Here is a 23643-nt window from a genome sequence, read left to right as displayed (position 1 = left end):
GGTAACGGGTCAGAAATCTTCAGTGGCTGTGCGGGGCTCTTCGCGGGCAAGCCTCGCTCCTACAAGAGCGCCGCTGTCCTGTGGGCGCGAAGCTTGCCCGCGAACAGCGGTCTCAAATTCGACGGACATCTCAAGTCGGGTCGGCAACCCCTCCATATCCCCGCGACTCTGCACCGCACGGCTGCCAATCCAGTTGGCCCGCTGCACGGCATCGGCGAAGCTGTGGTTTTCGAGCAAGGCGCTGATCATGCCGACGGCAAAGCCATCACCGGCGCCGACGGTATCGACCACCGTTGCCACCGGCACACCCGCGACAAACCCCTGATCTTGCTGCGTGCGGTAATACGCGCCATGAGCCCCGAGTTTGATTGCCACCGCTTCTGCACCCTGATCGAGATAAAACGCCGCAATGTCCTCCGGATCTTCATACCCGGTCAGCAAACGTCCTTCACTCAACCCCGGCAATACCCAGTGGGCGAGGGCGGCGAGGCGGTTGATCTCGCTGATCATCAGTTGCTCGCTGGCCCACAGACTTGGGCGCAGGTTCGGGTCGAAGGACACGCTGCGCCCGGCAGTGCGCATGCGGGTCATCAGTTCAAAAGACATTTCCCGGGCCGACGCAGACAGCGCCGGAGGAATGCCGGTAGCGTGCAGATGTCGCGCGTTGAGCAGCGACGGGGAAATCGATTGCACCGACAAATGACTCGCCGCCGAGCCGCGACGGAAATACTCGACCGCCGGATCGCTGCCATTGTCGGTACGAGACTTCAGCTGAAACCCGGTCGGGTGTGCCGGGTCGATGGCGACATGGCTGCAATCCAGGCCTTCCTTTTCCAGCGTATCGACGACAAACCGTCCTAACGAATCGGCACCGACCCGGCTCAGCCACGCCACGTTGAACCCCAGCCGCGACAGGCCGATCGCGACGTTGCTGTCCGCCCCGGCAATGCGCTTGTGGAATTGGCTGACGGCCGCCAGATCACCGTTCTGATCGGCGACGAACATCGCCATGGTTTCGCCGAACGAGAGGATATCGAACTCAGACATGGGCACTCTCCAGACGGGATTGGCCGAGGCGGGCGAGGGTGGCGACGTGGTCGGTGGTCAACTGCACCAGGTCATCGCCTTGCAGCGGATATTCCGCCGCGCGCATCACGCCTTGGGCCATGTGTCGCAGCAGTTGTTCCCACAGGTGCACATCGCTGGCAGCTGGCGGGGTGGCGACCAGTTTGCCGTCAGCCCTGCGCGCAACGGCTTTGCAATGCACGTAGCCGACATGCCGACCGAGCAGCCGAGCGGCATTGACGGCGGACTGGTCCTGCCATTGCCAGTTGCCGATGTCGAAGGTCATTTTGATCGGCAGTCGGTGTTGCTCGACTTCGCCGAAGAAGCGTTGGAACGGCTCGATACGCCCGCCGTGCAAGGTCTGGTCGTTTTCCACCAGCAACTGCACCGGGCTTCGCGCGAGGATCCGGCTCAAGGTGTGCAGATCGTTGTTGTCAGTGAAGTAGCCCAAGGAAACTTTCAGCCATTTGGCGCCGAACGTTTCAGCGCGCTGGAGGGTGCAAAGCAGTTCAGGGTTGGGTTTCGACTGGCCGGCCAGCCACAGTTCCATCGGTGAGGAATAGATGCTTTCCAGGCCATGTGAGCGAGTGGCGTCGGCCAGTTGCACCGGGTTTTCATGGGTCAGCAATTCTTCGCGCCATTCAATGCGCGTGGCACCGGCAGCCGCCAATACCTCGATAAAACTGCCTTGGCCGCGTTGGCGGACCAGATCGGCGCCGTAGCTCGACAGGCTGATGGAAACGGGTGGTTTATTCATTGTTTTGCACCTCTGAAACCGGTTTCATTTTTGTTCAAAAAAAATGGCTTAAGTAATGTGGGGTTCTTTCGGGCCTCATCGCGAGCAGGTGTACGCATTCCAATGTGGGAGCGAGCCTGCTCGCGATAGGGCCATCACATTCACTGAAGATTCCCAAGGGTCGACCCACGCACAATCAACCGCGCCGAAAAATCCATCGTCCGCACCGGTCCGTCATCCCCACGCAACCGCTTGAGCAAACACTCAAACGCGCTCGCGCCAATCTCCGCCGTCGGCTGGGCCAGCGCCGTAATCCCGCTGCCCACCAGCGGATACCAATCCAGATCATCCAAAGCAATCAACCCGACATCCTCGAACAGATTGCACTGCAACTCGCGCAAGGCATGGGTTGCGGCCAACGCCGCAATGCCATTGGCGCAGAACAACGCTTTGTGACCAGGGCCGGGGGTTGTAAGGAAGGTTTTCAGTTGCGCAGTCAGCTCGCTACCGGTTTCGACCACCGCGCCGGTCAGCGTCGGACGCTGCCCGATCTGCGCCTTGAAACTGCTGACCCGCTCAATCCGCGAGCTGGTACCGTCAAACGGTTCAGTCACCATCAGCACGTCGCGATAGCCGCGTTCCTGCAAGTGGGCGATGGCCATTTCCACTGCGGCCGGGTTGTCCAGACCGACCAGATCACTTTCAAGCTGCTCAACCTTGCGATCCACCAGCACCATCGGCATCTCCCGATGCAGCTCGCGCAACTCATCGCGGTGGTGGCCCAGGGTATTCACGATCAAACCTTCGATGTTGTATGAGCGCAGCAACGCCAGGTGCTGGCGTTCCTGCTCGTCATCGCGATCGGTGTTGCACACCACCAGGCTGTAGCCGTGCTGACGGCAGGCGGTTTCCACCCCGTGCATCACGGCAATCGAATAAGGGTTACGGATGTCGGCTACCAGCATGCCGATCAGGCGAGTGCGGCCGCGTTTCAGGCCGCGGGCCATCTGGTTGGGGCGATAGCCGAGTTGGGCAATTGCCTGCTCGATGCGCAAGGCAATCGCATCGGAGAGCAGAGCGCGATCATCGCCGATGAAGCGCGAGACGCTGGCCTTGGAGACGCCGGCGTGTTCGGCGACGTCAAGCATGGTGACGCGGCTGCGCTGGGCGGCGGAGAAATCGTTCACGGTCTGAAACCTTCTTATTGGATTTATCAGGTTAAGTGCCAAGCACTGAAACCGGTTTCAGAAGACACCAGAAACGAATCCCCCGTCAAGTAGCGAATGAACGATGAGCCTATAAACGCCGACGGATGGAGGTCACAGCCAGACACTCAGCCAGGCCGATACCAGCAGCAATACGGCCATGCCTCGGTTGAAACGTTGCATCGCCTGCGGCGAGCGTAACCAGCGCATGGAGCCTGCGCCGAGCAGTGCCCATACGCCGAGGCAAGGCAGGGAAATCAGGAAAAATGCCAGCGACAGATACACCACCTGTACCAGCCGATGTTCACCCGTTCCGGCAAAGACGCTGACGACGGCGAGGGCCATCATCCATGTTTTCGGGTTAATCAATTGCAAGCTGGCGGCGCCCACCGCTCCAAGTCGCGCCTTGGTTTCCTGCGCGGCAACGGATTGCGCCGGGGCGCTGAAAATCTGCCACGCGAGGTAACTCAGCCACATCACTCCGATCCATTGCATGGCGGTTTGCACGGCGGGCAACGCGCTCAGCGACGAACCAGCTCCGGTACCCACCACCAAAACAAGGGTGGCGGCGCTGGCACAGGCACCGAGAATGATCGGCAGTGCGGCAGAAAGTCCATATCGGGCGCTGTTACTCAGCACCAGAATGTTGGTGGGGCCGGGCGTGATCGACGCCACGAAAGCAAACAGCAGGAAAGGCAGGAACGTCGGGAAAGAGGGCAGCATCGTGGGCAAACTCCGGTGAAGATCGATGATGACGATCTTCACAATCGGCGTATCACCTGTCTGGAAGATTTGAGCAGCGCTTGCGGTACAGCGCGGGTGTCAGGCCATAGGCTCTTACAAACCAGCGGCCCAGATGACTTTGATCGGAAAACCCCAATTCCATGGCGATTGTGGCCGGTAGTTCTCCGCGGGCCAGCAGGCGACGCGCGGTGGCCAAGCGTAATTGCACGAGGTAAGCATGGGGTGCGATGCCATAAGCGGCCTTGAACGCGCGGGTCAAACGGAATCGATCTACGCCAGTTGCCGCAGCTAATTGATCGAGACCGATGTCGTAACGGGCGTTGGCATGCAGGTACTCCCGGGCCTTCTGCGCCACCCGGGGCAGGCGCGGGTCTTCCGCATAACGGGTGCGCCAGTGCAAGTGAGTGGTGAGGCGCTCCAGTAACCCGTCAAGAGCGCTCTGGCGCACGATTCTCAATTCCGCCCCGTGCAAGGCTTCAAAGGCGAGGCTGATGGCGTGAGCCAGCCTTGTATCACTGGCCAGGGTGGTGGCGAAACTCAATTGACTATTAAGCGGCGCGTCTTCGAACAGCGCGCTCAACTCACGTTCCAGCCACTGTGGGTCGAGATACAACATGCGGTAGGTGAACCCATCCTCCGTCGGCGCCTCTCCGTCGTGGATGTCTCCCGGTTCGAGCAAGAATACTTTGCCCGGCGTGCTCTGATGCCTGGCGCGCCGGCAATTGAATTGCTGAACGCCTTGCTCGGTCACGCCCACCAGGTAGCTGTCATGCCAGTGCGGATCGTAAGCGTGGCCCTTGAAATGCGCGCGCAGGGTTTCGATGCCGGTGTCGGCGTCTTGGGTCAGGTCGATCCAGTTGTGGGTGGTCATGTTGCACCTGCGAAACCGTTTACCAACGTATTTAACGCCGACGCCGGGAACAATGACTAGAACGTTTGTGCAGCGCTCAGCCAAATAACCCGGCTGCGATGTTGATCGAAAAACCGAGAATCGCCGTATTGAACAAAAAACCGATCAGTGATTGCGCCAGCACAATCTTGCGCATGCTCCGAGTCGCCACGCCCACATCCGAAGTCTGCACCGCCACGCCAATGGTGAAAGAGAAGTACAGAAAGTCCCAGTAATTGGGGGTTTCCAGTCCTTCGGCGAAGCGTAGTGCCAGGTCCTTGCCGTCCCAGGTGTAGAACAGGCGAGCGTAATGCACGCTGAAAATCACCCCGATCAGCAGCCATGAGCCGATGACCGTCAGCGCGGTGAAGCCGTAATGCAGAAGCTTGCGGGTGGTTTCCAGGTCTTTGCTGCCGGCCAGCTCGAAGGTGATGGTCGCGAGGCTGGCAATCGCCGCGATGCACACCACAAACAACACCAACCCGGCGTTTTCGTCTTCGATCTCGGCAATACGCCTTACATCAGGCGCCTTGGCGCGGGCGGCGAGCCAGAGCATCAGGATCAAGTACGTCCAGACCCCGACATTCCAGCCAATGAGGATTTTGCTGATGATCGAATCGACTGGAGCCAGAATGCCTGCTGCGAGGCCAAGGGTGGCTGCGGCAGACAGGCGAGGGTGGGTGCGGGCGAGATAGGGCATGGGTGCTCGATGGGCCAGGGTATGCGACCACCTTAGTCCAGTGTGGTCTGTTGTGACCACACCAGAGAAAACAACCCGCTCCCGCAGGGGATATGTGGTGGGTTAGATGTCTTTATGGCGTTTGCGGACCAGCTTCATCACCACCACAAAAAACACCGGCACAAACACCACCGCCAGCGTCGCTGTGATCATCCCGCCGATCACCCCGGTGCCGATTGCTTGCTGACTCGCCGAACTGGCCCCGGTAGCAATTGCCAACGGCACCACACCCAGAATGAACGCCAGCGACGTCATCACAATCGGCCGCAACCGCAAGCGCGCGGCTTGCAGCGTGGCGTCGACCAAGTCATGCCCTTCGTCGTACAGGCTCTTGGCGAATTCGATGATCAGGATCGCGTTCTTCGCCGACAGGCCAATGATGGTGATCAGTCCGACCTTGAAGAACACGTCGTTGGGCATCCCGCGAAAGGTCACGGCCAGCACGGCGCCGAGCACACCCAGCGGCACTACCAGCAGCACCGATGTCGGAATCGACCAGCTTTCATACAGCGCCGCCAGGCAGAGGAACACGATCAACAGCGACAGCCCGAGCAGAATCGGTGCCTGACTGCCGGACAAACGTTCCTGCAAAGACAACCCGGTCCACTCCTGACCCAACCCGGCCGGGCCGAGTGCAACCAGCCGCTCGATTTCCGCCATGGCTTCGCCGGTGCTGTGGCCGGGCGCCGGCTCGCCGGAAATGCTGATCGCCGGGTAGCCGTTGTAACGGGTCAACTGCGCCGGGCCTTGGGTCCATTTCGCCTGGACGAAGGCCGACAACGGCACCATTTTTCCGCCGTCGTTACGCACGTGGATCTTCAGCAGATCGGCCACCTGGCTGCGTTGATCGCCTTCAGCCTGAACCACCACCCGTTGCATCCGCCCCTGATTGGGGAAGTCGTTGATGTAGGCCGAACCGACCGCCGTGGAGAGCACGTTGCCAATGTCGGCAAAGGACACGCCCAAAGCGTTGGCCTGTTTGCGGTCGACTTCCAGCTGCACTTGCGGCGCCTCGGCCAGCGCGCTTTCACGGACGTTCATCAGGATCGGGCTTTTCTCGGCGGCGGCGAGCAATTCGCTCCGCGCTTTCATCAGCGTGGCATGACCGAGGCCGCCACGGTCCTGCAAGCGGAATTCGAAACCGCTGGAAGTGCCGAGACCGTCAACCGGCGGCGGCAGCACCGAGAAGGCCACCGCATCCTTTATCTGACTCAGGGCAATGTTGGCGCGGTCGGCAATCGAACTCGCCGAGTCGTCGCTGCCCCGGTCCGACCAATCCTTCAGCGTGGTAAATGCCAGCGCGGCGTTTTGTCCGCTGCCGGAAAAACTGAAACCGAGAATCACTGTGCTGTCGCCGACACCCGGCTCAGTGGCGTTGTGCGCTTCAACTTGTTCCACGACCTTGACCGTGCGGTTTTTGCTCGCGCCCGGTGGTAGCTGAATGTCGGTGATGGTGTAGCCCTGATCCTCAACCGGCAGAAACGAGGAGGGCAGGCGACTGAAACACAGGCCCAGACCAATCAGCAGCACGCCGTAGATCAGCAGATAACGGCCCGTGCGGTTCAGTGCATACGCCACCCAACCTTGATAACGCTCGGTCAAACGATCGAAACCACGGTTGAACCAACCAAAGAACCCGCTCTTTTCGTGATGCTCGCCCTTGGCAATCGGCTTGAGCAGCGTCGCGCACAGCGCCGGGGTCAGGGTCAGCGCAAGGAAGGCGGAGAACAGGATCGAGGTGGCCATCGACAGCGAGAACTGTCGGTAAATCACCCCGACCGAGCCCTGCATGAACGCCATCGGAATAAACACCGCCACCAGCACCAGGGTGATGCCGATGATTGCCCCGGTAATCTGCTTCATCGCCTTGCGCGTCGCCTCTTTGGGCGACAGGCCTTCGGTGGCCATGATCCGCTCGACGTTTTCCACCACCACGATGGCGTCATCCACCAGAATGCCGATGGCCAGTACCATGCCGAACATGGTCAGCACGTTGATCGAGAAGCCCAGCGCGAGCATGGTCGCAAACGTGCCCATCAGCGCCACCGGCACCACCAGCGTCGGGATCAGCGTGTAGCGGATGTTCTGCAGGAACAGGAACATCACCGCAAACACCAGCAGCATCGCCTCGCCGAGGGTGTAAACCACTTTGGTGATCGAGACTTTGACGAACGGCGAGGTGTCGTAAGGAATCTTGTATTCCACGTTCGCCGGGAAGTAGCGCGCCAGTTCATCCATCTTCGCGCGCACCAGGGTCGCGGTACTCAGCGCATTGGCGCCCGGCGCCAACTGTACGCTGACGGCGGTGGAAGGCTTGCCGTTCAGGCGCGTGCCGAACTGATATTCCTGGCTGCCGATCTCGACCCGCGCCACGTCCTTGATGCGCACGGTGGAACCGTCAGGGTTGGCCTTGAGGACGATGTCGGCGAATTCTTCCGGCGTCGACAATTGGCCTTTTACCAGAATGGTCGCGGTGATTTCCTGGGTGGTGCGCGTCGGCAAATCGCCGATGCTGCCGGCCGAGACCTGGGCGTTCTGCGCGACGATGGCGGCGTTGACGTCGCCCGGTGTCAGGTTGAAACCGATCAGCTTCTGCGGGTCGATCCAGATGCGCATCGCCCGTTCGGCGCCATACAACTGGGCTTTGCCGACGCCGTCCAGACGCTTGATCTCGTTCATCACGTTGCGCGCCAGGTAATCACTGAGCGCCACATCGTCGAGCTTGCCGTCGCTGGAAGTCAGGGTGATCAACAACAGGAAACCGGCGGAGACTTTCTCCACCTGCAAGCCTTGCTGATTGACCGCTTGGGGCAGCCGCGACTCCACGACTTTCAGCCGGTTTTGCACGTCGACCTGAGCCATTTCCGGGTGGGTGCCCGGCTGGAAAGTGGCCTTGATGGTGGCGCTGCCGAGGCTGCTCTGGGATTCGAAATACAACAGGTGATCAGCGCCGTTGAGCTCTTCTTCGATCAGGCTGACTACGCTCTCGTCGATGGTCTGCGCCGAAGCGCCGGGGTACACGGCGTAGATTTCGATCTGCGGCGGCGCGACGTCGGGGTATTGCGCCACCGGCAACTGAGGAATGGCCAAGGCGCCGGCCAGCAGGATGAACAGGGCAACCACCCAGGCGAACACCGGGCGATCGATAAAGAACTGCGGCATAAAAAGCGTCCTGCTTACTGACCAGAAACCTGGGCAAGTGGAAGAGGGGTGTTGTCGATCTGGACTTTTTCACCGGGCTTGGCGTGTTGCAGGCCTTCGGTGACGATGCGGTCGCCGGGGTTAAGGCCGGCGGTGACGATCCAGCGATCGTTCTGTACCGCGCCCAGTTCTACCGTTTGCTGGCCGATACGCTGCTCGGCGTCGATCACCAACACCTGGGCAATGCCGGCGCTGTCACGCTGAATGGACCGCTGCGGTACGCTGATGCCTTGCTGATTGACGGCTTGTTCGAGGCGCACCCGCACGAAGCTGCCCGGCAGCAAGTCGAGGTCCGGGTTGGGAAACTCGCTGCGCACGATGATCTGGCCAGTGCCCGGGTCGACAGTGATGTCGGTGAACAGCAGCTTGCCCGGCAGCGGGTAAAGGCTGCCGTCATCTTGAATCAGCGTGGCTTTGGCCTGGCCCTGGCCCACTTCCTTCAACTGCCCGGAACGGAAGGCACGGCGCAGGTCGTTGAGTTCCCGGGTCGATTGGGTGAGGTCGGCGTGAATCGGGTTCAGCTGCTGGATCAGTGCCAGCGGCGTGGTTTCGTTCTGCCCGACCAGCGCACCTTCGGTCACCAGCGCGCGGCCGATGCGCCCGGAAATCGGTGCGGTGACGGTGGCGTAGCCGAGGTTGAGTTTCGCCCGGTCCACGGCGGCCTTGTTGGCGGCGACATCAGCAGCGGTTTGCCGGGCACTGGCCCGGGCGTTGTCGTAATCCTGGCCGCTGATGGCGTTGCCTTCGATCAACTGGGCATAACGCTGTTCCTGCAATTTGGCCTGGAACGCATTGGCTTCAGCCTTGCGCAAGGACGCTTCGGCGCTGTCGAGGTCAGCCTTGAAGGGTGCCGGGTCGATACGGAACAGCACATCGCCTTTTTTGACGTCGCTGCCTTCGCGAAAGGTGCGTTGCAACACGACGCCGGCGACCCGGGCGCGGACTTCGGCAATCCGTGGCGCGGCAATCCGCCCGCTCAGTTCACTGGTGATCGACAGGGGCCGGGCTTCGACTGTTTCGACGCGCACCGTGGCCAGAGGCGCCTGTTCTTCGGCGTTCGAGGACTTGTCACAAGCGCTCAGCGTCAATGCCAGCGCCATCAGGCTGAGCTTGGCAAGCAGGTTCTTTGACATGTAATTACCCCAATAATGACTGCCCGCATCCTACGGGGAGGCGAGGAGAGTAGCGGTGAAGCTTTGTTGGTGCTGTGTGAAATTGTGTAAGGGTTTTGCTCGCGGGCGTGCGGGGGCGTATATCCTTGGCCGCTTGAAACTTTTTGCGCCTGTCAGGCCACCTTCGCGGGCAAGCCTCGCTCCTACCGTTAATCGCATTCCCTCGTTGGAGCGGGTATGCGCATTTCCCTGTAGGAGCGAGGCTTGCCCGCGAAGAGGCCCCAAAGGTCGCCACTGCACTTTCTGGAAACACCCATGCCCAACATCCTCCTGGTCGAAGACGACACCGCGCTCTCCGAACTGATTGCCAGCTACCTGGAACGCAATGGCTATAGCGTCAGTGTGATCAGCCGTGGCGACCACGTGCGCGAGCGGGCGCGGGTCAATCCGCCGGACCTGGTCATCCTCGACCTGATGCTGCCCGGGCTCGATGGCCTGCAAGTCTGCCGCTTGCTGCGGGCGGATTCGGCCACGCTGCCGATCCTGATGCTGACCGCTCGCGATGACAGCCACGACCAGGTGCTGGGGCTGGAAATGGGCGCCGACGACTACGTCACCAAACCCTGCGAGCCCCGCGTCTTGCTGGCCCGCGTGCGCACGCTGCTGCGCCGCAGCAGCCTCAGCGAACCGCAGACCGCCAACGACCGCATTCTCATGGGCAACTTGTGCATCGACTTGTCCGAGCGCACCGTGACTTGGCGCGATCAGCTGGTGGAGCTGTCCAGCGGTGAATACAACCTGCTGGTGGTGCTGGCCCGGCATGCCGGCGAAGTGCTGAGCCGCGACCAGATCCTGCAACGCCTGCGCGGCATCGAATTCAACGGCACCGACCGCTCGGTGGACGTGGCGATTTCCAAGTTGCGGCGCAAGTTCGACGACCACGCGGGCGAGGCGCGCAAGATCAAGACCGTGTGGGGCAAGGGCTACCTGTTCAGCCGTTCCGAGTGGGAATGCTGAGACGATGTTCAGGATCCTGTTTCGCCTCTATCTGGTGATGATCGTCTCGTACAGCGCGGCGATCTACCTGATGCCGGACTTGGTGATCAAGCTCTTCCATGAACGGTTCGTCACCTACAACCTCGATTATTCGCGCGGGCTGCAAACCCTCATCGTCAAACAGTTCCATGCCGTGCCGGAAGCTCAATGGCCAGCGTTGGCGACTGAAATGGACAAGGAGTTTGCCCCGCTGCGCATCGTTCTGACCCGCCATGACGATCCCGACTTCACCCTCCAGGAGCGCCAGCGTTTGCAGCGTGGCGAGAACATCGTGCGCATCGGCGACTGGGGCTGGCGCACGCTCGCCGTGGCACCGCTGAATGAGCAGTCCGTTGTCGAAATGGTCGTACCGCCGGACCCGATGGACGTCAGCCTGTTGTACTGGAGCATCAACGTCCTGATCGGCGCGACCATGCTCGCCTGCCTGTTGCTGTGGCTGCGTCCGCACTGGCGCGATCTGGAACGGCTCAAAGGCACCGCCGAACGTTTCGGCAAGGGCCACCTCGGCGAACGCACGCAGATCTCCTCGCACTCCAACATTGGCAGCCTGGCCACTGTCTTCGACACCATGGCCGGCGACATCGAAAACCTGCTCAACCAGCAACGCGACTTGCTCAACGCCGTGTCCCACGAACTGCGCACACCGCTGACGCGCCTGGACTTCGGCCTGGCCCTGGCGCTGTCCGACGACTTGCCGGCTGCCAGTCGCGAGCGCCTGCTGGGGCTGGTCGCGCACATACGGGAACTGGATGAATTGGTCCTGGAACTGTTGTCCTACAGCCGACTGCAAAACCCGGCGCGGCTGCCGGAGCAGGTTGAAGTGTCGCTGGACGAGTTCATCGACAGCATTCTGGGCAGCGTCGATGAAGAATTGGAGTCGCCGGACATCGTGATCGACGTGCTGCTGCATGGGCAGCTTGAACGCTTCGTGCTGGACCCGCGACTGACGGCTCGCGCGATACAGAACCTGCTGCGCAATGCCATGCGCTATTGCGAAAAGCGCATTCAGATTGGCGTAAAGGTCTGTCCGAAAGGGTGTGAAATCTGGGTCGATGACGACGGTATCGGCATTCCCGACGATGAGCGCGAGCGGATTTTTGAACCGTTCTATCGACTGGATCGCAGCCGGGATCGGGCAACGGGCGGATTTGGCCTGGGGCTGGCGATCAGTCGCCGGGCGCTGGAAGCACAGGGTGGCACGCTGACCGTTGAGGCATCGCCGCTGGGCGGAGCGCGGTTCAAATTGTGGTTGCCGACGCCGGCCAGCACTTCGGTTTAAGGTCAGGCGCGTTTTCAGACTAAAGGTAGTCATTCAGGTTTTTAAGGTGCTGTACCTGTCAGATCTGACAGTAGCGGTCATCGGCCGGGCGGTGTTGAATAAAAAGGACGTGCTCTTTTCTATCCAGCCATCGCAGCCCGGCCTACAGGGACTTTCCCATGAATACGATGACCACATTCACCCTCGACAAACCCCTCATTCCGGGAATGAAAGAACCGATTCCGGGGCCGGACGGCGTCGACGCCGGGCTGCCACTGGCGTTGACTTACCTGTATCCGGAAGGGGTCAAAGTGTTCATCGAGCCTTCGTCCCTCGCACAAGCCGGTGACACCTTCAAGCTGCAGCTCAACGGCGCAACGGTGGCCTCATTCCCCGTGATGTCGGGTGAAGAAGACAAGCGTGCGACTGTTTACGTGCAGACCCGGCACTGGACGGACGGGCTCAATACGCTCGATTGCTTGCTTGATCGCGCAGGCACCGAGATCGACGCTTCGGCGCCGTTGCGAGTGTTATTCCATGCGCAGCGCCCCGGCCTCGTGGATCAGTTTCCTGGCGAGGAAGGTCATTCGGAGCTATCGATTGAAGTCGAGTCAGAAGTGCTGGATCAAGGCGTGGACCCTGAGCGGGCGAGCGAAGGCGTTATCGTTACGCTGTCCTATCCGTTGATGAGGACGTTTGACCAGATTCGGCTCGATTGCAATTCCATTGTGCTCAACCACACGGTGACCCAGCCTGAAGTCGATCAGGGTTGGCTCGAGATGACGGTCGACGAAGCGACATTTGTTGCGGCTGGCGATAATCCGCGTTTTCGCATCAATTACACAGTGATCGATCGCGTAGGTAACGGGCCGGATGTCAACAGCCCGTACTCGGCCAGTCTGTATCTGTACGTCAACCTGAAGGGCACGTGGTATGACCCACCGATCGTCAGTGAAGACCCCGCCGATGCCGAAGACGATCCCGATACCATCGAGCTTGAAAAACTCGCGGGCAAACCGGCCACGGCGCAGGTTTACGTGCCGCGCGGTTGGTTGAAAGACGACGAAATCCACCTCACTTGCCGCTTCCGCAGCGCCGACGGATCGGAACCGGAAGACGTGTTGACGCTCATTGAAACAATCAAGAATGTCCCTTTCATGTATTCGCTGTCCGTTCCATACGATCGATTCGCCCGAGTTGCGGGCGGGACTGCCGTGTTCAGTTACACCCGCATGAGTCAGGGCAATAGGCTTGATCGTTCCATTGCGTTGAAGGTCGACGTCAAAGGCAAGGCTGTCTCCTTGCTGCAACCGCCAACGCTGGTGGGGGCGGGCACTCCACTGGACCCACTGGACTTTGTTGATGGCGTGACCGCTCGTGTGGAATTTCTTGACGATGTTCCCGGTGATCAGGCCCGACTGTTGGCCGAAGGTACACCCGGTCTCGGCTCGCCGACGTTCGCCGCCATGGCCTTCAACAAAAACCATCGGGCGAACTTTCTGCTCAAGCCACAGATGTTGATGGCCAATCATGGTGCGGTCATGAGCCTGTCCTGGGCGTTGCTCCGCGATACTGCGGCGCAAGCCAGCGATTCACTGGATGTGACGATCAATCGAATAAATGACAAGGATCCGCGCCTGCCAAAGCCGTCGATCCCTCAATCCCTCGGCAATAAGGTGCTGGATCTCGGCTCGTTTGCGGGCCCAGTGCAGGCGCAATGCGCGCCATGGCCCGGGATAGGACTTGGGCAATTGCGTTGGTTTCGCCTGCACGGTGTTGATGTAAATGGCAACGAGTACGTCATCCCTATCGCTCAGGGCGCACCTGTCACGAATGTGGAGATAGGCGGGCTGGACAACACGGTGCCACGGGATCTGCTGCTGAAGTTCAAGCCCGGAAGCCAGCTGCAAATGGTGTTGAAAGTGGGGTTCGACGGCAAGGACGATGAAAGCGCTGCCGTGGTGTTTGCCACGCAGGAACTGACAGTATTGAACCTGCCCGCTCAGCCTCTGGAGGACTTTGACGGTGCGCCCACCCAAACGGTGCGGCACGGCGGTGTCATTGATCTGTCCAGCATGCGAATCACGTTCAAGTCGGGAGAAGGCGAGGTTGCCGTCACCCCCCGCACTGAAATTGGCGAATCGTTTCCCGGACAGGTAGAAAACCAGGTGCTGAGCATCGGTCGCGAAGCGTTTGGCGCAGCGGCGGTGAACGTGGAATTGAAACTCAAGAACAGTTATTCACGGATCAGTTTCTGGCACGTCAGCTCCAATTACGACAACAGCACCGTGTCGTATTACACCGCCGCTGGAGCCTTGCTGGGCACACAGAAACTGGGGACATCATACGGTGGTCCGGTGAATGTTTCATTTGATGCACCGGGTATCGCTCGGCTGGATTTTCACTGCCCTACGCCGGACTGGTTCTCACTCGATAATTTCAGAGTGGCTGATTAGTGTGGGGCCGAAACGGAACAGACTTGGTTATCGGTGAGTGAGCGATTGCAATTTCCAGGTAGCGTCTGCCAAGCCTGCGAAACTGCGTTCGAGTCGGGGCGCACTCGATCGCAGTCCTTGTGGGCAGGTGCCGGGGTTAACCCGGCACTTGATCCGCTGAAACCAGATCAACGCCAGCCACCTGCATCCGCTCGATCGCAGCCGCCAACGATCCGTCCAGGTCAATCGCCCGGCACGCATCCAACACCACGAACACATTGAAACCCGCTGCCCGCGCATCCAGCGCCGAGAACATCACGCAGAAATCCAGCGCCAGTCCGACCAGATAGAGCGTGTCGATGCCGCGTTCTTTCAAATAGCCGGCCAGGCCGGTGGTGGTCTTGCGATCCGCTTCCAGAAATGCCGAGTAACTGTCGATGTCCGGGTTGCAGCCCTTGCGGATGATCAGTTGCGCGTGGGGCAGGTTGAGATCCTTGTGTAACTCGGCCCCTGCCGTCGCCCGTACACAATGATCCGGCCACAGTGTTTGCGGGCCGTAAGGCAGCTCGATGACCTCGTAAGGTTCGCGATCCGGATGGCTGGACGCGAACGAGGCGTGGCCGGGTGGATGCCAGTCCTGGGCAATGATGACCTGTTTGAACCGGTCGCCCAGGCGGTTGATCAAGGGCACGATCAAGTCTCCCTCGGGCACCGGCAGTTGCCCCCCGGGGATGAAGTCGTTCTGTACGTCGATGACCAGCAAGGCTGTGCGAGAAGCGTTTGGCATGGGGAGGTTCCTCCTTGGAAAACAGACGCCAAGCATAGGGCAACTTCGCTCACGCGCTAAGTCGGCTACGCAACGATTTCGCCATGCCTTCCAGTTCCGCCGCCGGGTTATGCCCGATCAGCATCCACGCATGTTCCATGTCTGCCCAATACACCACATTCATCCTGTGCCGAATCTCATGGGAAAAATGCCGGCTACCACTGTTGGAGCGCTTGGCGCACAAGGCAATCGGACCATGTGCCGGGTCCAGATAAGTAATCTGCGCGATCGGCATGCCGTCGTATTCGAGGATCTGCGCGCGCTTCAAATCGGACCGTGGCAGGGCCAGTTTTGCAGGCGTCAGGCTCAGGCCCAGGCGCGCGTCGATGGTTCGCAGTTGCGCCCGTTGTGAGGCTTCGTCGACGGGCAAGTGTTCCAGGGTTTGTGGCACATACAGCGACATATAGTCGGCGACCAGGCCCCGCCAGTTGCTTTTCTCCTGACTCAGTTGCCAGGCAAGGAACAATCGATCCGCCACCACGCCACTCACCACCAGGCCGGCCGCCGCCGCGAGGAATCGGCGTCGATTCAGGGCCGGACGTTCAGGCGAGGGCAAAGTGTCGAGCATCGACTGCAAGCGGTGGACAGGCGCCTGTTGGGCCAGTTCGTCATAAGCCTCTTTGAACGGCAGGCTGCTGCGGGCCAGCCATTGCAGGCGCAAGTTGAGTGTCGAGTCTTCGGCGACGGCCGCGTCGATGCGGGTGCGCTGGTCGGCATCGAGCTGATCGTCGAGGTACGCCACCAGTTCCTCGTCCGAAGGTGTCGCGCGCTCGTTCATCGACGTTCTCCCGTGAAAGGGTTCGGCACTGTGTGCAGTGGCGGATATTCAGCCAGTTTCACCCGTGCGGCGGCGAGGCGGCTCATGACGGTGCCGATGGGCACTTGTAGCACCTCGGCGACTTCGCGATACGACAGGCCTTCGACATACGCCAGGTACACCGTTTCACGTTGGGCCTCGGGCAGGGCGTCGACCCGGCGGATGACCTGGGCGGCGAGCACATGGGTCTGCGCTATCGATTCCCCGTCAACCGACAACTGGCTGTCGGCATCGACCAGGCCCTGACCTTGGCGCACCCGTCGGGAGCGCACTTCGTTGAGCCAGATCGAATGCAAAATGCTCAACAGCCAGCGGTCCATGCGGGTGCCAGGTACAAACTGCCCGGCACGCTCAAGTGCCCGAACGCAGGTGGCTTGCACCAGGTCTTCGGCCACATGCCGTTGCCGGGACAGCAGCAGGCCGTAACGCCATAAACGCGCCAAATGCTGGCCCAGTTCTGTTCGTATTGCCTGATCGCTGGCGATGGCGACCTCCGTCTGTTCGGTGTGTCAGGTTTTCGATGAATCATTGATCGCTTCGGCCAGGTCCTGATATTCCTCACACGTACTGCCACAGATCGATTTGATCTGCTGCAACTGCTCTTGCGCCAGGTCCAGCCGACCTTTGATCACGTAAGCCTCGCCGAGGTATTCACGCACTTGCGCATAGTGCGGGTCGAGTTTGACCGATTGCAGGTAATAACCGATGCCTTCGTCGGTACGCCCCAGTTTACGCGTGGCATAGCCGCGGTAGTTCAGAGCCTTGGCCGTATTTGGATTCTTGAGCGTATCGAGCAGGGCCAGGGCTTCTTCGTAGCGACCGTCCTTGGCCAGGCGGTAGGCGTAATCGGTGCGGTCAGCGTCCGGGACCAGGCTGCTGGTTTGCATGACGCACTTCTGCGATTTGGTGTCGAACACCTGGCCTTTGGGGCAGTTGGGTTTGGCCGGAGCGTCATCGTCGCCATCGGCCAGGGCCAGTGAACCGGACAACGCAACGGCGAGCAACAGCGGGGCGGTGAAAACAGCAAAACGGATAGTCATGGAAAATGCTCGGCGAGTTGATTCGATTGAGTGTAAACCACGCCCCGGCCGCAGGCGGCAGCCGCAGGGGCAATTCTCATGGGGCGTTGATTGGAGAACACCGCAGGGTGAACAATTATTCATTTCTTTGGCGGGGAAAGCTCAAATCGAGGCGCTATGCTCGACAGCATTCGTTGTTGTTCAGGAGCACTGCCATGAAAGATCAGGTCCATCATTCTGCGGCTGCGGGTTACAAAACCGGGGCCGATACTTATGTTCGCGGCCGCCCGGACTACCCGCCGCAAGTGGCCGAGTGGCTGAGCGAAACCCTGGGCTTGAACGCGGGCAAAACCGTGATCGATCTGGGCGCGGGCACCGGTAAATTCACTGGGCGCCTGGTCGCGACCGGCGCGCAGGTGATTGCCGTGGAACCGGTGCCGCAGATGCTTGAGAAGTTGTCCGACGCGTTCCCCGATGTGTTGGCGGTGAGCGGAACCGCGATGGATTTGCCGCTGCCGGATGCATCGGTGGACGTGGTGGTCTGCGCCCAGGCCTTTCACTGGTTTGCCAGCACTGAAGCGCTGACCGAAATCGCCCGGGTCCTCAAGCCCGGTGGCAGACTGGGCCTGGTGTGGAACCTGCGCGATACCAAGGTGAGTTGGGTGCCGAAACTGGATGCGATCGTCAACGCGCTGGAAGGCGATACGCCGCGCTACTACATGGGAGCCTGGCGTCAGGCCTTTCCTCATCCGGCATTCGGGCCGTTGCAAGCCCAGTATTTCAGCCATGGGCACACGGGGGCGCCGGAAGATGTGATCTTCAATCGCGTGCGCTCGACCAGTTTTATTGCGGCGTTGCCCGAGGAGCAGCGGGAGAGGGTGGATGAACAGATGCGGGCGTTGATTGCCGGGGAGCCTGACTTGCGCGGCAAGGATGTGGTGACCGTACCTTATGAAACCGTGGCGTTTGTGGCGGTGAAGGGCAGTTAGATCGGCGGTGCTGCCTTCGCGGGCAAGCCTCGCTCCTACAAAGGCACCGTATGCCCGTAGGCCCGTAGGAGCGAGGCTTGCCCGCGAAGAGGTCAGATCAGACACTGGAGAACCCGAGGCAGTCCCGCTTTTGGCCGAACCACTGCCTTACTCCCCCACGCAATGCCTTGTTATAGTCCGGTCCTCATTTTTGCCCGGTAAAAGGATCACTGCCATGTCTCAGTACACCGCGTTCACCGTCGAACTGGCCGATAAAATCGCTCATGTGCAGATCAACCGCCCGGAAAAGATCAATTCGATGAACGCCGCGTTCTGGAGCGAGATCATCGACATTTTCCAGTGGATCGATGACACCGATGAAGCCCGGGTTGTTGTACTCAGTGGCGCCGGCAAGCACTTTTCCTCCGGCATCGACCTGATGATGCTGGCCGGAGTGGCCAATGAACTGGGCAAGGACGTCGGCCGCAATGCACGTCTGCTGCGCCGCAAGATCCTCGCTCTGCAAGCGTCGTTCAACGCCGTCGATAACTGCCGCAAGCCGGTGCTGGCGGCGATTCAGGGTTATTGCCTGGGCGGCGCCATCGACCTGATTGCCGCGTGCGACATGCGTTACGCCGCCGAGGACGCGCAATTTTCGATCAAGGAAATCGACATCGGCATGGCCGCCGACGTTGGCACTTTGCAACGTTTGCCGCGGATCATCGGTGACGGCATGCTGCGTGAACTGGCTTACACTGGTCGCACCTTTGGCGCCGAGGAAGCGCGCAACATCGGCCTGGTCAATCGCGTTTACAGCGACCAGGCCAGCCTGTTGGATGGTGTGATGGGCATTGCCCGGGAAATCGCCAGCAAGTCGCCGATCGCGGTTACCGGCACCAAAGAGATGATCAGCTACATGCGCGACCACCGCATCGACGACGGCCTCGAATACGTTGCCACCTGGAACGCCGCCATGTTGCAATCCACCGATTTGCGCGTGGCCATGGCTGCCCATATGAGCAAACAGAAACCCGAATTTCTGGACTGATTAAAATGACTTCACGCTGGACCACCGCAGTACTGGACACCGATCAACCTGGCGGCTGGGCCGTGGCTCGCAGCCCCGAAGGCTTTCTGTTCGACGACAATGGCGCGCTGTTCCCCCGCGAATGGCTCAAACGTCAGGACCTGTCGATCCTGGCCGAACATGGCATCGGTCACCTGGATGGCGAACCGGTCTACCTGCTGGAATTGCGCAGTCACAGCGAAGTACCGGGCTGCAACTGGAAAGGCTTGCGGGCGTTCATGCTCGATGGCGATCACACGGTGTACAAGGTGCTTGGTTATGCTGCGCAGATCGGCACCTGGTACCGCGAGCATCGCTTTTGTGGCAATTGCGGTCAGGCGGCGACGCAAGTTCCTCGTGAGCGTGCGATGTACTGCGAACCGTGTGATTTGCGTTATTACCCGCGCATCTCGCCGAGCATGATTGTGCTGGTGACCCGGGGCGACGAGGTGCTGTTGGCCCGTTCGCCACGTTTCGTGACCGGGGTCTACAGCACGTTGGCGGGGTTTGCCGAGCCGGGCGAGTCAGCCGAGGACTGCCTGATTCGCGAAGTGCGCGAGGAGGTGCAGATCGAGGTCAAGAACATCCAGTACCTGGGCAGCCAGTGCTGGCCGTTCCCGCATTCGATGATGCTCGGCTTTCACGCCGAGTACGCCGGTGGCGAGATTGTCTGTCAGGAAGACGAGATTGAAGACGCCCAGTGGTTCAACGTTCATGAGTTGCCACCCTTGCCGGCGTCGCGCTCGATTGCCCGTTACCTCATCGACGTCTACGTGGCGCGGCGCTTAGGCCACGCTGAACCAGTGCTGCCAGGCTAGCCGCACGGTCAAGCCCAGCACCACGGTGATGAACACCGGGCGAATGAACTTCGCGCCGCCGCTGATGGCGGTGCGAGCCCCGAAGAACGCGCCGACCATCACCGACAGGCCCATGCTCAGGCCGATGATCCAGTCCACCTGCCCGGAAAACACGAACACCGACAGCGCCGCGATGTTGCTGACGAAGTTCATGCTGCGCGCCACGCCGCTGGCCTTCACCAGGTCGATGGGATACATCAGCAGGCTGCTGACAGTCCAGAACGCGCCGGTTCCCGGACCGGCCACACCGTCGTAGAAACCGAGGCTGAAGCCTTGGGTCGATTGCCACTTTTTCTTGATCGGTGCGTCGCTGTCCAGCGGCGCTTTTGGCGTGCCGCCGAACAACAAATACAGGCCACAGGCGAACACGATCACCGGGAGCATTTTGTTCAGCCATTCGGCGGGCAGGTAATGCGCGACCACGGCGCCGGTCAGCGCACCGACCAGCGTACCGACGATGGCATGCACCCACTGCCGGGGATGGAACAGCTTGCGGCGGTAGAAGGTAAAACTGGCGGTGGCGGAGCCGAAGGTCGAACTCAGCTTGTTGGTGCCCAGCACCAGGTGTGGCGGCAGGCCGGCGGTCAACAGCGCCGGGGTAGTCAGCAGACCGCCACCGCCGGCGATGGCGTCGATGAAACCGGCAATGAAGGCGACAATGGCCAGAATGGCCAGGGTGGTGAGGTCAACGCTGAGTTCAAAAGGCATGGAAATCGGCTTATTCGGCGGGGTGCAGCAAGGGGCTGCGGGGAAGGGCCGATATCTTACCTAGATCCAGACTTTGCGGCGACTGGTCTGGCCCTTTCGCGGGCAAGCCTCGCTCCTACGGGATTGTGGTCATCACAAAACGGGCGGACGACATAAATCCTGTAGGAGCGAGGCTTGCCCGCGAAGGCTGATTCACAGTCAACAAATAAGTGGCCTGTTACATCGCCTTCGCGGGCAAACCTCGTTCCTACAGGGGATCAGCGGTTACAGACCAAGGTCGGACAGGCTCGGATGATCATCCGGGCGACGTCCCAGTGGCCAATGGAACTTGCGGTCGCTTTCCTTGATCGGCATGTCGTTGATGCAGGCAAACCGGTTGGCCATCAAACCGTTTTCATCGAACTCCCAGTTTTCGTTGCCGTAGGAACGGAACCAGTTACCCGAGTCGTCGTGCCATTCATAGGCGTAACGTACGGCGATGCGGTTGCCGGTGAAGGCCCAGAGTTCCTTGATCAGGCGATAATCCAGTTCCTTGGCCCACTTGCGGGTCAGGAAACCTTTGGCTTCTTCGCGGTTGTAGGCGAACTCGGCGCGGTTACGCCACTGGGTGTCCAGGGTGTAGGCCAGCGACACGCGTTCCGGGTCGCGGGAGTTCCAGCCGTCTTCGGCCAGGCGAACTTTTTCGATGGCTGATTCACGGGTAAACGGCGGCAATGGCGGACGAACTTCGGCGTTAGACATATATAGTCTCCCTTTCAAGTTAGAGTTCGAGCAAGTTGTCAGGCTTGGTTCAAGTGTTACAGGTCCAATAACTTTCGCGCCATGCATTGCGCATTATCGGCGGCACTGTGATCACCCATCACAAGCGCTACGGTAATGGCGCCGTCGATCAGGATCAGCAGCTGTTTGGCCAGCGTCTGCGGGTCGGTAGCGCCATGTTCGGTGCAGAGCTCGCACACGTAGTCGAGCAGCTTTTGTTTGTGGTCTTTGGCGACCAGGCGAACCGGGTCTGACGGGTCGCCGGTTTCACCGCTGGTATTGATGAACGCACAGCCACGGAAGCCTTCAGAGGCGAACCAGGCCTTGAGCACGGTAAACAGGTTGAGCAGGCGGTCGGCCGGGGTTTCAGCCTGGTCGACTTCACTTCTGTACCAGTGCATCCAGCGCACGTCGCGGCGTTGCAGGGCGGCGACGGTCAGCTCCTCCTTGTTGGCGAAGTAGCGGTAGATACTTTTTCTGGAGACGCCGGCGGTTTTCACCAGAAGATCCATGCCGGTGGCGGCGATGCCACTTTTGTAGATCAACTTTTCGGTGACATCCAGAATGATGTCGCGTGTGTCGTTGCTAGTGATTTTGTTCATGTGGCGAACAGTAGAACGATCGTTCTCCTTGGTCAACAGGTTTTTAGAAAGATCGTTCCCGCGCTCTGCGTGGGAATGCATCCCGTGACGCTCCGCGTCACATTTCGAAGCGAACGCAGAGCGTCCATGGCGGCATTCCCACGCAGAGCGTGGGAACGATCGGTGCCGTGGGAAGACCCAAGCGGATCCATGGTGTAAGCTCTCGGACTCTTCGGAATTGACCCTTTGCGAGCCCTATGCCGTCGCTTTTCAAACGCTCTCTGCTGCCTAAGCTGCGCAGTTTTCCGCTGACCGCCGATGCCGTCACCATTCTTTCCGGCGCTGCCGAGTTCCGGCGTTGCCTGCTGGAAAAAATCGCCAGTGCCACCCAACGCATCTATATCGTTGCGCTGTACTTGCAACAGGACGAGGCCGGCCAGGAAATCCTTGATGCCTTGCACGCCGCCAAACTGAAGCGTCCGGAACTGGACGTGGTCGTGGTGGTTGACTGGCTGCGCGCTCAGCGCGGCTTGATCGGTGCCGGCAAACAGCCGGGCAACTCGGCCTGGTACCAGGAAGCGACGCGCACCCACGAAAGTGTTGTGCCGGTGTACGGCGTGCCGGTGCAGACTCGCGAGTTGTTCGGCGTGCTGCATTTGAAAGGCTTTGTGATCGATGACTGCGTGATCTACAGCGGCGCGAGCCTGAACAACGTTTACCTGCACAAGTTCGACAAGTACCGCTACGACCGTTATCACCTGCTGCAGAACCACGCACTGGCTGATTCCATGCAGCACTTGATCCAGCACGGTCTGATCGCTTCCAAAGCGGTGCATCGTCTCGACCTGCCGAACCTGCCGACCACCCGCAGCCTGCGCAACGACATTGGCGATTTGCGCAGCCGCCTCAAGCACGCGGCGTACGACACCACGGCCGGCAGTACGGCGAAGGGCGGTTTGTCGGTGAGTCCGCTGCTCGGTGTGGGCAAGAACAACCCGTTGAGCCGAGTGATTTGCGAGTTGATCGCCAGCGCTCAACATCAGTTGACCATCTGCACACCGTATTTCAACCTGCCATTGGCGGTGACCCGGGAAATCAACCGGGCCCTGGGGCGCGGCGTGAAAATCGACATCGTGGTCGGCGACAAGACCGCCAACGACTTCTTCATCCCGCCGAGCGAGCCGTTCAAGGTGATCGCCGCGCTGCCGTATCTTTACGAGATCAGCCTGCGGCGCTTTGCCAAACGCCATCAACACAGCATCGACAGCGGCAAGTTGAACCTGCATTTGTGGAAGGACGGCGACAACACCTATCACCTCAAAGGCATGTGGATCGACAAGCGCTACACCTTGCTGACCGGTAATAACCTCAACCCACGGGCGTTCCGCCTCGACCTTGAGAACGCGTTGCTGATCGATGACCCGAAAGGCGAATTGCTGGAGCCGCGCAGTAAAGAACTGGGCGAGATTTTCCACAACACCACGCGCATCCAGCGATATCAGGATCTGGAAACGCTGCTCGAATACCCGGCGGCGGTGGCCAAGTTCCTCAAGCGTGTCAGTCGGGTGCGGATCGAGCGGTTGCTCTATCGGATTTTGTAAC

General features: G+C 60.3%; 22 protein-coding genes. 7 read left to right on the top strand and 15 right to left on the bottom strand.

Going from position 1 to position 23643, the window contains the following annotated elements:
- Window positions 1–9: 9 nt before the first annotated feature.
- The 8 genes from FBY01_RS09540 to FBY01_RS09505 form a co-directional block, all read right to left on the bottom strand.
- Window positions 10–1047, bottom strand: coding sequence for a sugar kinase (locus tag FBY01_RS09540; protein WP_145307283.1), 1038 nt, complete (start codon window positions 1045–1047; stop codon window positions 10–12).
- Entirely contained in the window at window positions 1040–1822 is a 783-nt protein-coding gene (locus FBY01_RS09535) for a sugar phosphate isomerase/epimerase (RefSeq protein ID WP_010459976.1), read from the bottom strand. The genes FBY01_RS09540 and FBY01_RS09535 overlap by 8 nt, the downstream gene beginning before the upstream one ends.
- Before the next feature lie 140 nt (window positions 1823–1962).
- A complete protein-coding gene (locus tag FBY01_RS09530) occupies window positions 1963–2988 on the bottom strand; it encodes a LacI family DNA-binding transcriptional regulator (RefSeq protein WP_145307281.1) in 1026 nt (341 codons plus the stop codon).
- Window positions 2989–3120: 132 nt separating this feature from the next.
- The gene (locus FBY01_RS09525; protein WP_010459979.1) at window positions 3121–3729 is read right to left on the bottom strand and encodes a LysE family translocator; all 609 of its coding nucleotides are present in this window, start codon (window positions 3727–3729) and stop codon (window positions 3121–3123) included.
- Between the two features lie 52 nt (window positions 3730–3781).
- Window positions 3782–4621: an AraC family transcriptional regulator gene (locus FBY01_RS09520; protein ID WP_010459981.1), complete on the bottom strand. Its 840-nt coding sequence runs from the start codon at window positions 4619–4621 to the stop codon at window positions 3782–3784.
- Between the two features lie 76 nt (window positions 4622–4697).
- A complete protein-coding gene (locus FBY01_RS09515) occupies window positions 4698–5339 on the bottom strand; it encodes a DUF1345 domain-containing protein (protein WP_010459983.1) in 642 nt (213 codons plus the stop codon).
- 102 nt (window positions 5340–5441) lie between these two features.
- Window positions 5442–8540 carry an efflux RND transporter permease subunit gene (locus FBY01_RS09510; protein WP_145307279.1) on the bottom strand — a complete coding sequence of 1033 codons (3099 nt, stop codon included), beginning with the start codon at window positions 8538–8540 and terminating at the stop codon, window positions 5442–5444.
- Window positions 8541–8554: 14 nt separating this feature from the next.
- Window positions 8555–9712 carry an efflux RND transporter periplasmic adaptor subunit gene (locus FBY01_RS09505; RefSeq protein ID WP_102593762.1) on the bottom strand — a complete coding sequence of 386 codons (1158 nt, stop codon included), beginning with the start codon at window positions 9710–9712 and terminating at the stop codon, window positions 8555–8557.
- A gap of 294 nt (window positions 9713–10006) precedes the next feature.
- On the opposite strand from FBY01_RS09505, the gene FBY01_RS09500 reads away from it, so the two are divergent.
- The 3 genes from FBY01_RS09500 (at window position 10007) to FBY01_RS09490 (ending at window position 14461) form a co-directional block, all read left to right on the top strand.
- Entirely contained in the window at window positions 10007–10708 is a 702-nt protein-coding gene (locus FBY01_RS09500; RefSeq protein ID WP_010459989.1) for a response regulator transcription factor, read from the top strand.
- A 4-nt stretch (window positions 10709–10712) separates the two neighbouring features.
- Entirely contained in the window at window positions 10713–12026 is a 1314-nt protein-coding gene (locus FBY01_RS09495; protein ID WP_077748365.1) for an ATP-binding protein, read from the top strand.
- A 158-nt stretch (window positions 12027–12184) separates the two neighbouring features.
- Complete coding sequence (locus FBY01_RS09490) at window positions 12185–14461, top strand: hypothetical protein (protein WP_145307277.1); 2277 nt, start codon at window positions 12185–12187, stop codon at window positions 14459–14461.
- 136 nt (window positions 14462–14597) lie between these two features.
- On the opposite strand, the gene pncA is transcribed toward FBY01_RS09490, so the two are convergent.
- The 4 genes from pncA to FBY01_RS09470 form a co-directional block, all read right to left on the bottom strand.
- Window positions 14598–15227: a bifunctional nicotinamidase/pyrazinamidase gene (gene pncA, locus FBY01_RS09485; protein WP_083376826.1), complete on the bottom strand. Its 630-nt coding sequence runs from the start codon at window positions 15225–15227 to the stop codon at window positions 14598–14600.
- A gap of 49 nt (window positions 15228–15276) precedes the next feature.
- A complete protein-coding gene (locus tag FBY01_RS09480; protein ID WP_083376825.1) occupies window positions 15277–16044 on the bottom strand; it encodes an anti-sigma factor in 768 nt (255 codons plus the stop codon).
- Window positions 16041–16526: an RNA polymerase sigma factor gene (locus tag FBY01_RS09475; protein ID WP_010459999.1), complete on the bottom strand. Its 486-nt coding sequence runs from the start codon at window positions 16524–16526 to the stop codon at window positions 16041–16043. Before FBY01_RS09475 ends, FBY01_RS09480 begins: the two co-directional genes overlap by 4 nt.
- A gap of 66 nt (window positions 16527–16592) precedes the next feature.
- Window positions 16593–17123 carry a tetratricopeptide repeat protein gene (locus FBY01_RS09470; RefSeq protein ID WP_083376824.1) on the bottom strand — a complete coding sequence of 177 codons (531 nt, stop codon included), beginning with the start codon at window positions 17121–17123 and terminating at the stop codon, window positions 16593–16595.
- A 194-nt stretch (window positions 17124–17317) separates the two neighbouring features.
- Here FBY01_RS09470 and FBY01_RS09465 point away from each other — a divergent pair, with 194 nt between their 5' ends.
- The 3 genes from FBY01_RS09465 (at window position 17318) to nudC (ending at window position 19954) form a co-directional block, all read left to right on the top strand.
- Entirely contained in the window at window positions 17318–18091 is a 774-nt protein-coding gene (locus tag FBY01_RS09465) for a class I SAM-dependent methyltransferase (protein WP_145307275.1), read from the top strand.
- Window positions 18092–18305: 214 nt separating this feature from the next.
- On the top strand, window positions 18306–19118 hold the full coding sequence (locus FBY01_RS09460; RefSeq protein WP_010460005.1) for a crotonase/enoyl-CoA hydratase family protein: 813 nt from the start codon (window positions 18306–18308) through the stop codon (window positions 19116–19118).
- 5 nt (window positions 19119–19123) lie between these two features.
- The gene (gene nudC / locus FBY01_RS09455; protein ID WP_010460006.1) at window positions 19124–19954 is read left to right on the top strand and encodes an NAD(+) diphosphatase; all 831 of its coding nucleotides are present in this window, start codon (window positions 19124–19126) and stop codon (window positions 19952–19954) included.
- On the opposite strand, the gene FBY01_RS09450 is transcribed toward nudC, so the two are convergent.
- The 3 genes from FBY01_RS09450 to FBY01_RS09440 all read right to left on the bottom strand — a co-directional run bounded on the left by FBY01_RS09450 (window position 19922) and on the right by FBY01_RS09440 (window position 22062).
- Entirely contained in the window at window positions 19922–20701 is a 780-nt protein-coding gene (locus tag FBY01_RS09450) for a TSUP family transporter (protein WP_102593769.1), read from the bottom strand. The genes nudC and FBY01_RS09450 overlap by 33 nt on opposite strands.
- Window positions 20702–20965: 264 nt before the next feature.
- Window positions 20966–21442 (bottom strand): nuclear transport factor 2 family protein, encoded by a 477-nt coding sequence (locus FBY01_RS09445; protein ID WP_076031053.1) that lies wholly within the window; start codon window positions 21440–21442, stop codon window positions 20966–20968.
- A gap of 56 nt (window positions 21443–21498) precedes the next feature.
- Window positions 21499–22062 (bottom strand): TetR/AcrR family transcriptional regulator, encoded by a 564-nt coding sequence (locus FBY01_RS09440; protein WP_145307273.1) that lies wholly within the window; start codon window positions 22060–22062, stop codon window positions 21499–21501.
- Window positions 22063–22298: 236 nt separating this feature from the next.
- Here FBY01_RS09440 and pssA point away from each other — a divergent pair, with 236 nt between their 5' ends.
- Window positions 22299–23642 carry a CDP-diacylglycerol--serine O-phosphatidyltransferase gene (pssA, locus tag FBY01_RS09435; protein WP_010460013.1) on the top strand — a complete coding sequence of 448 codons (1344 nt, stop codon included), beginning with the start codon at window positions 22299–22301 and terminating at the stop codon, window positions 23640–23642.
- Window position 23643 lies beyond the last annotated feature (1 nt).

Origin of the sequence: Pseudomonas sp. SJZ077 (genome assembly GCF_007993905.1) — a bacterium.
Taxonomy (GTDB): Bacteria; Pseudomonadota; Gammaproteobacteria; order Pseudomonadales; family Pseudomonadaceae; genus Aquipseudomonas; species Aquipseudomonas mandelii.
This window is presented reverse-complemented; position numbering and strand designations above follow the sequence as displayed.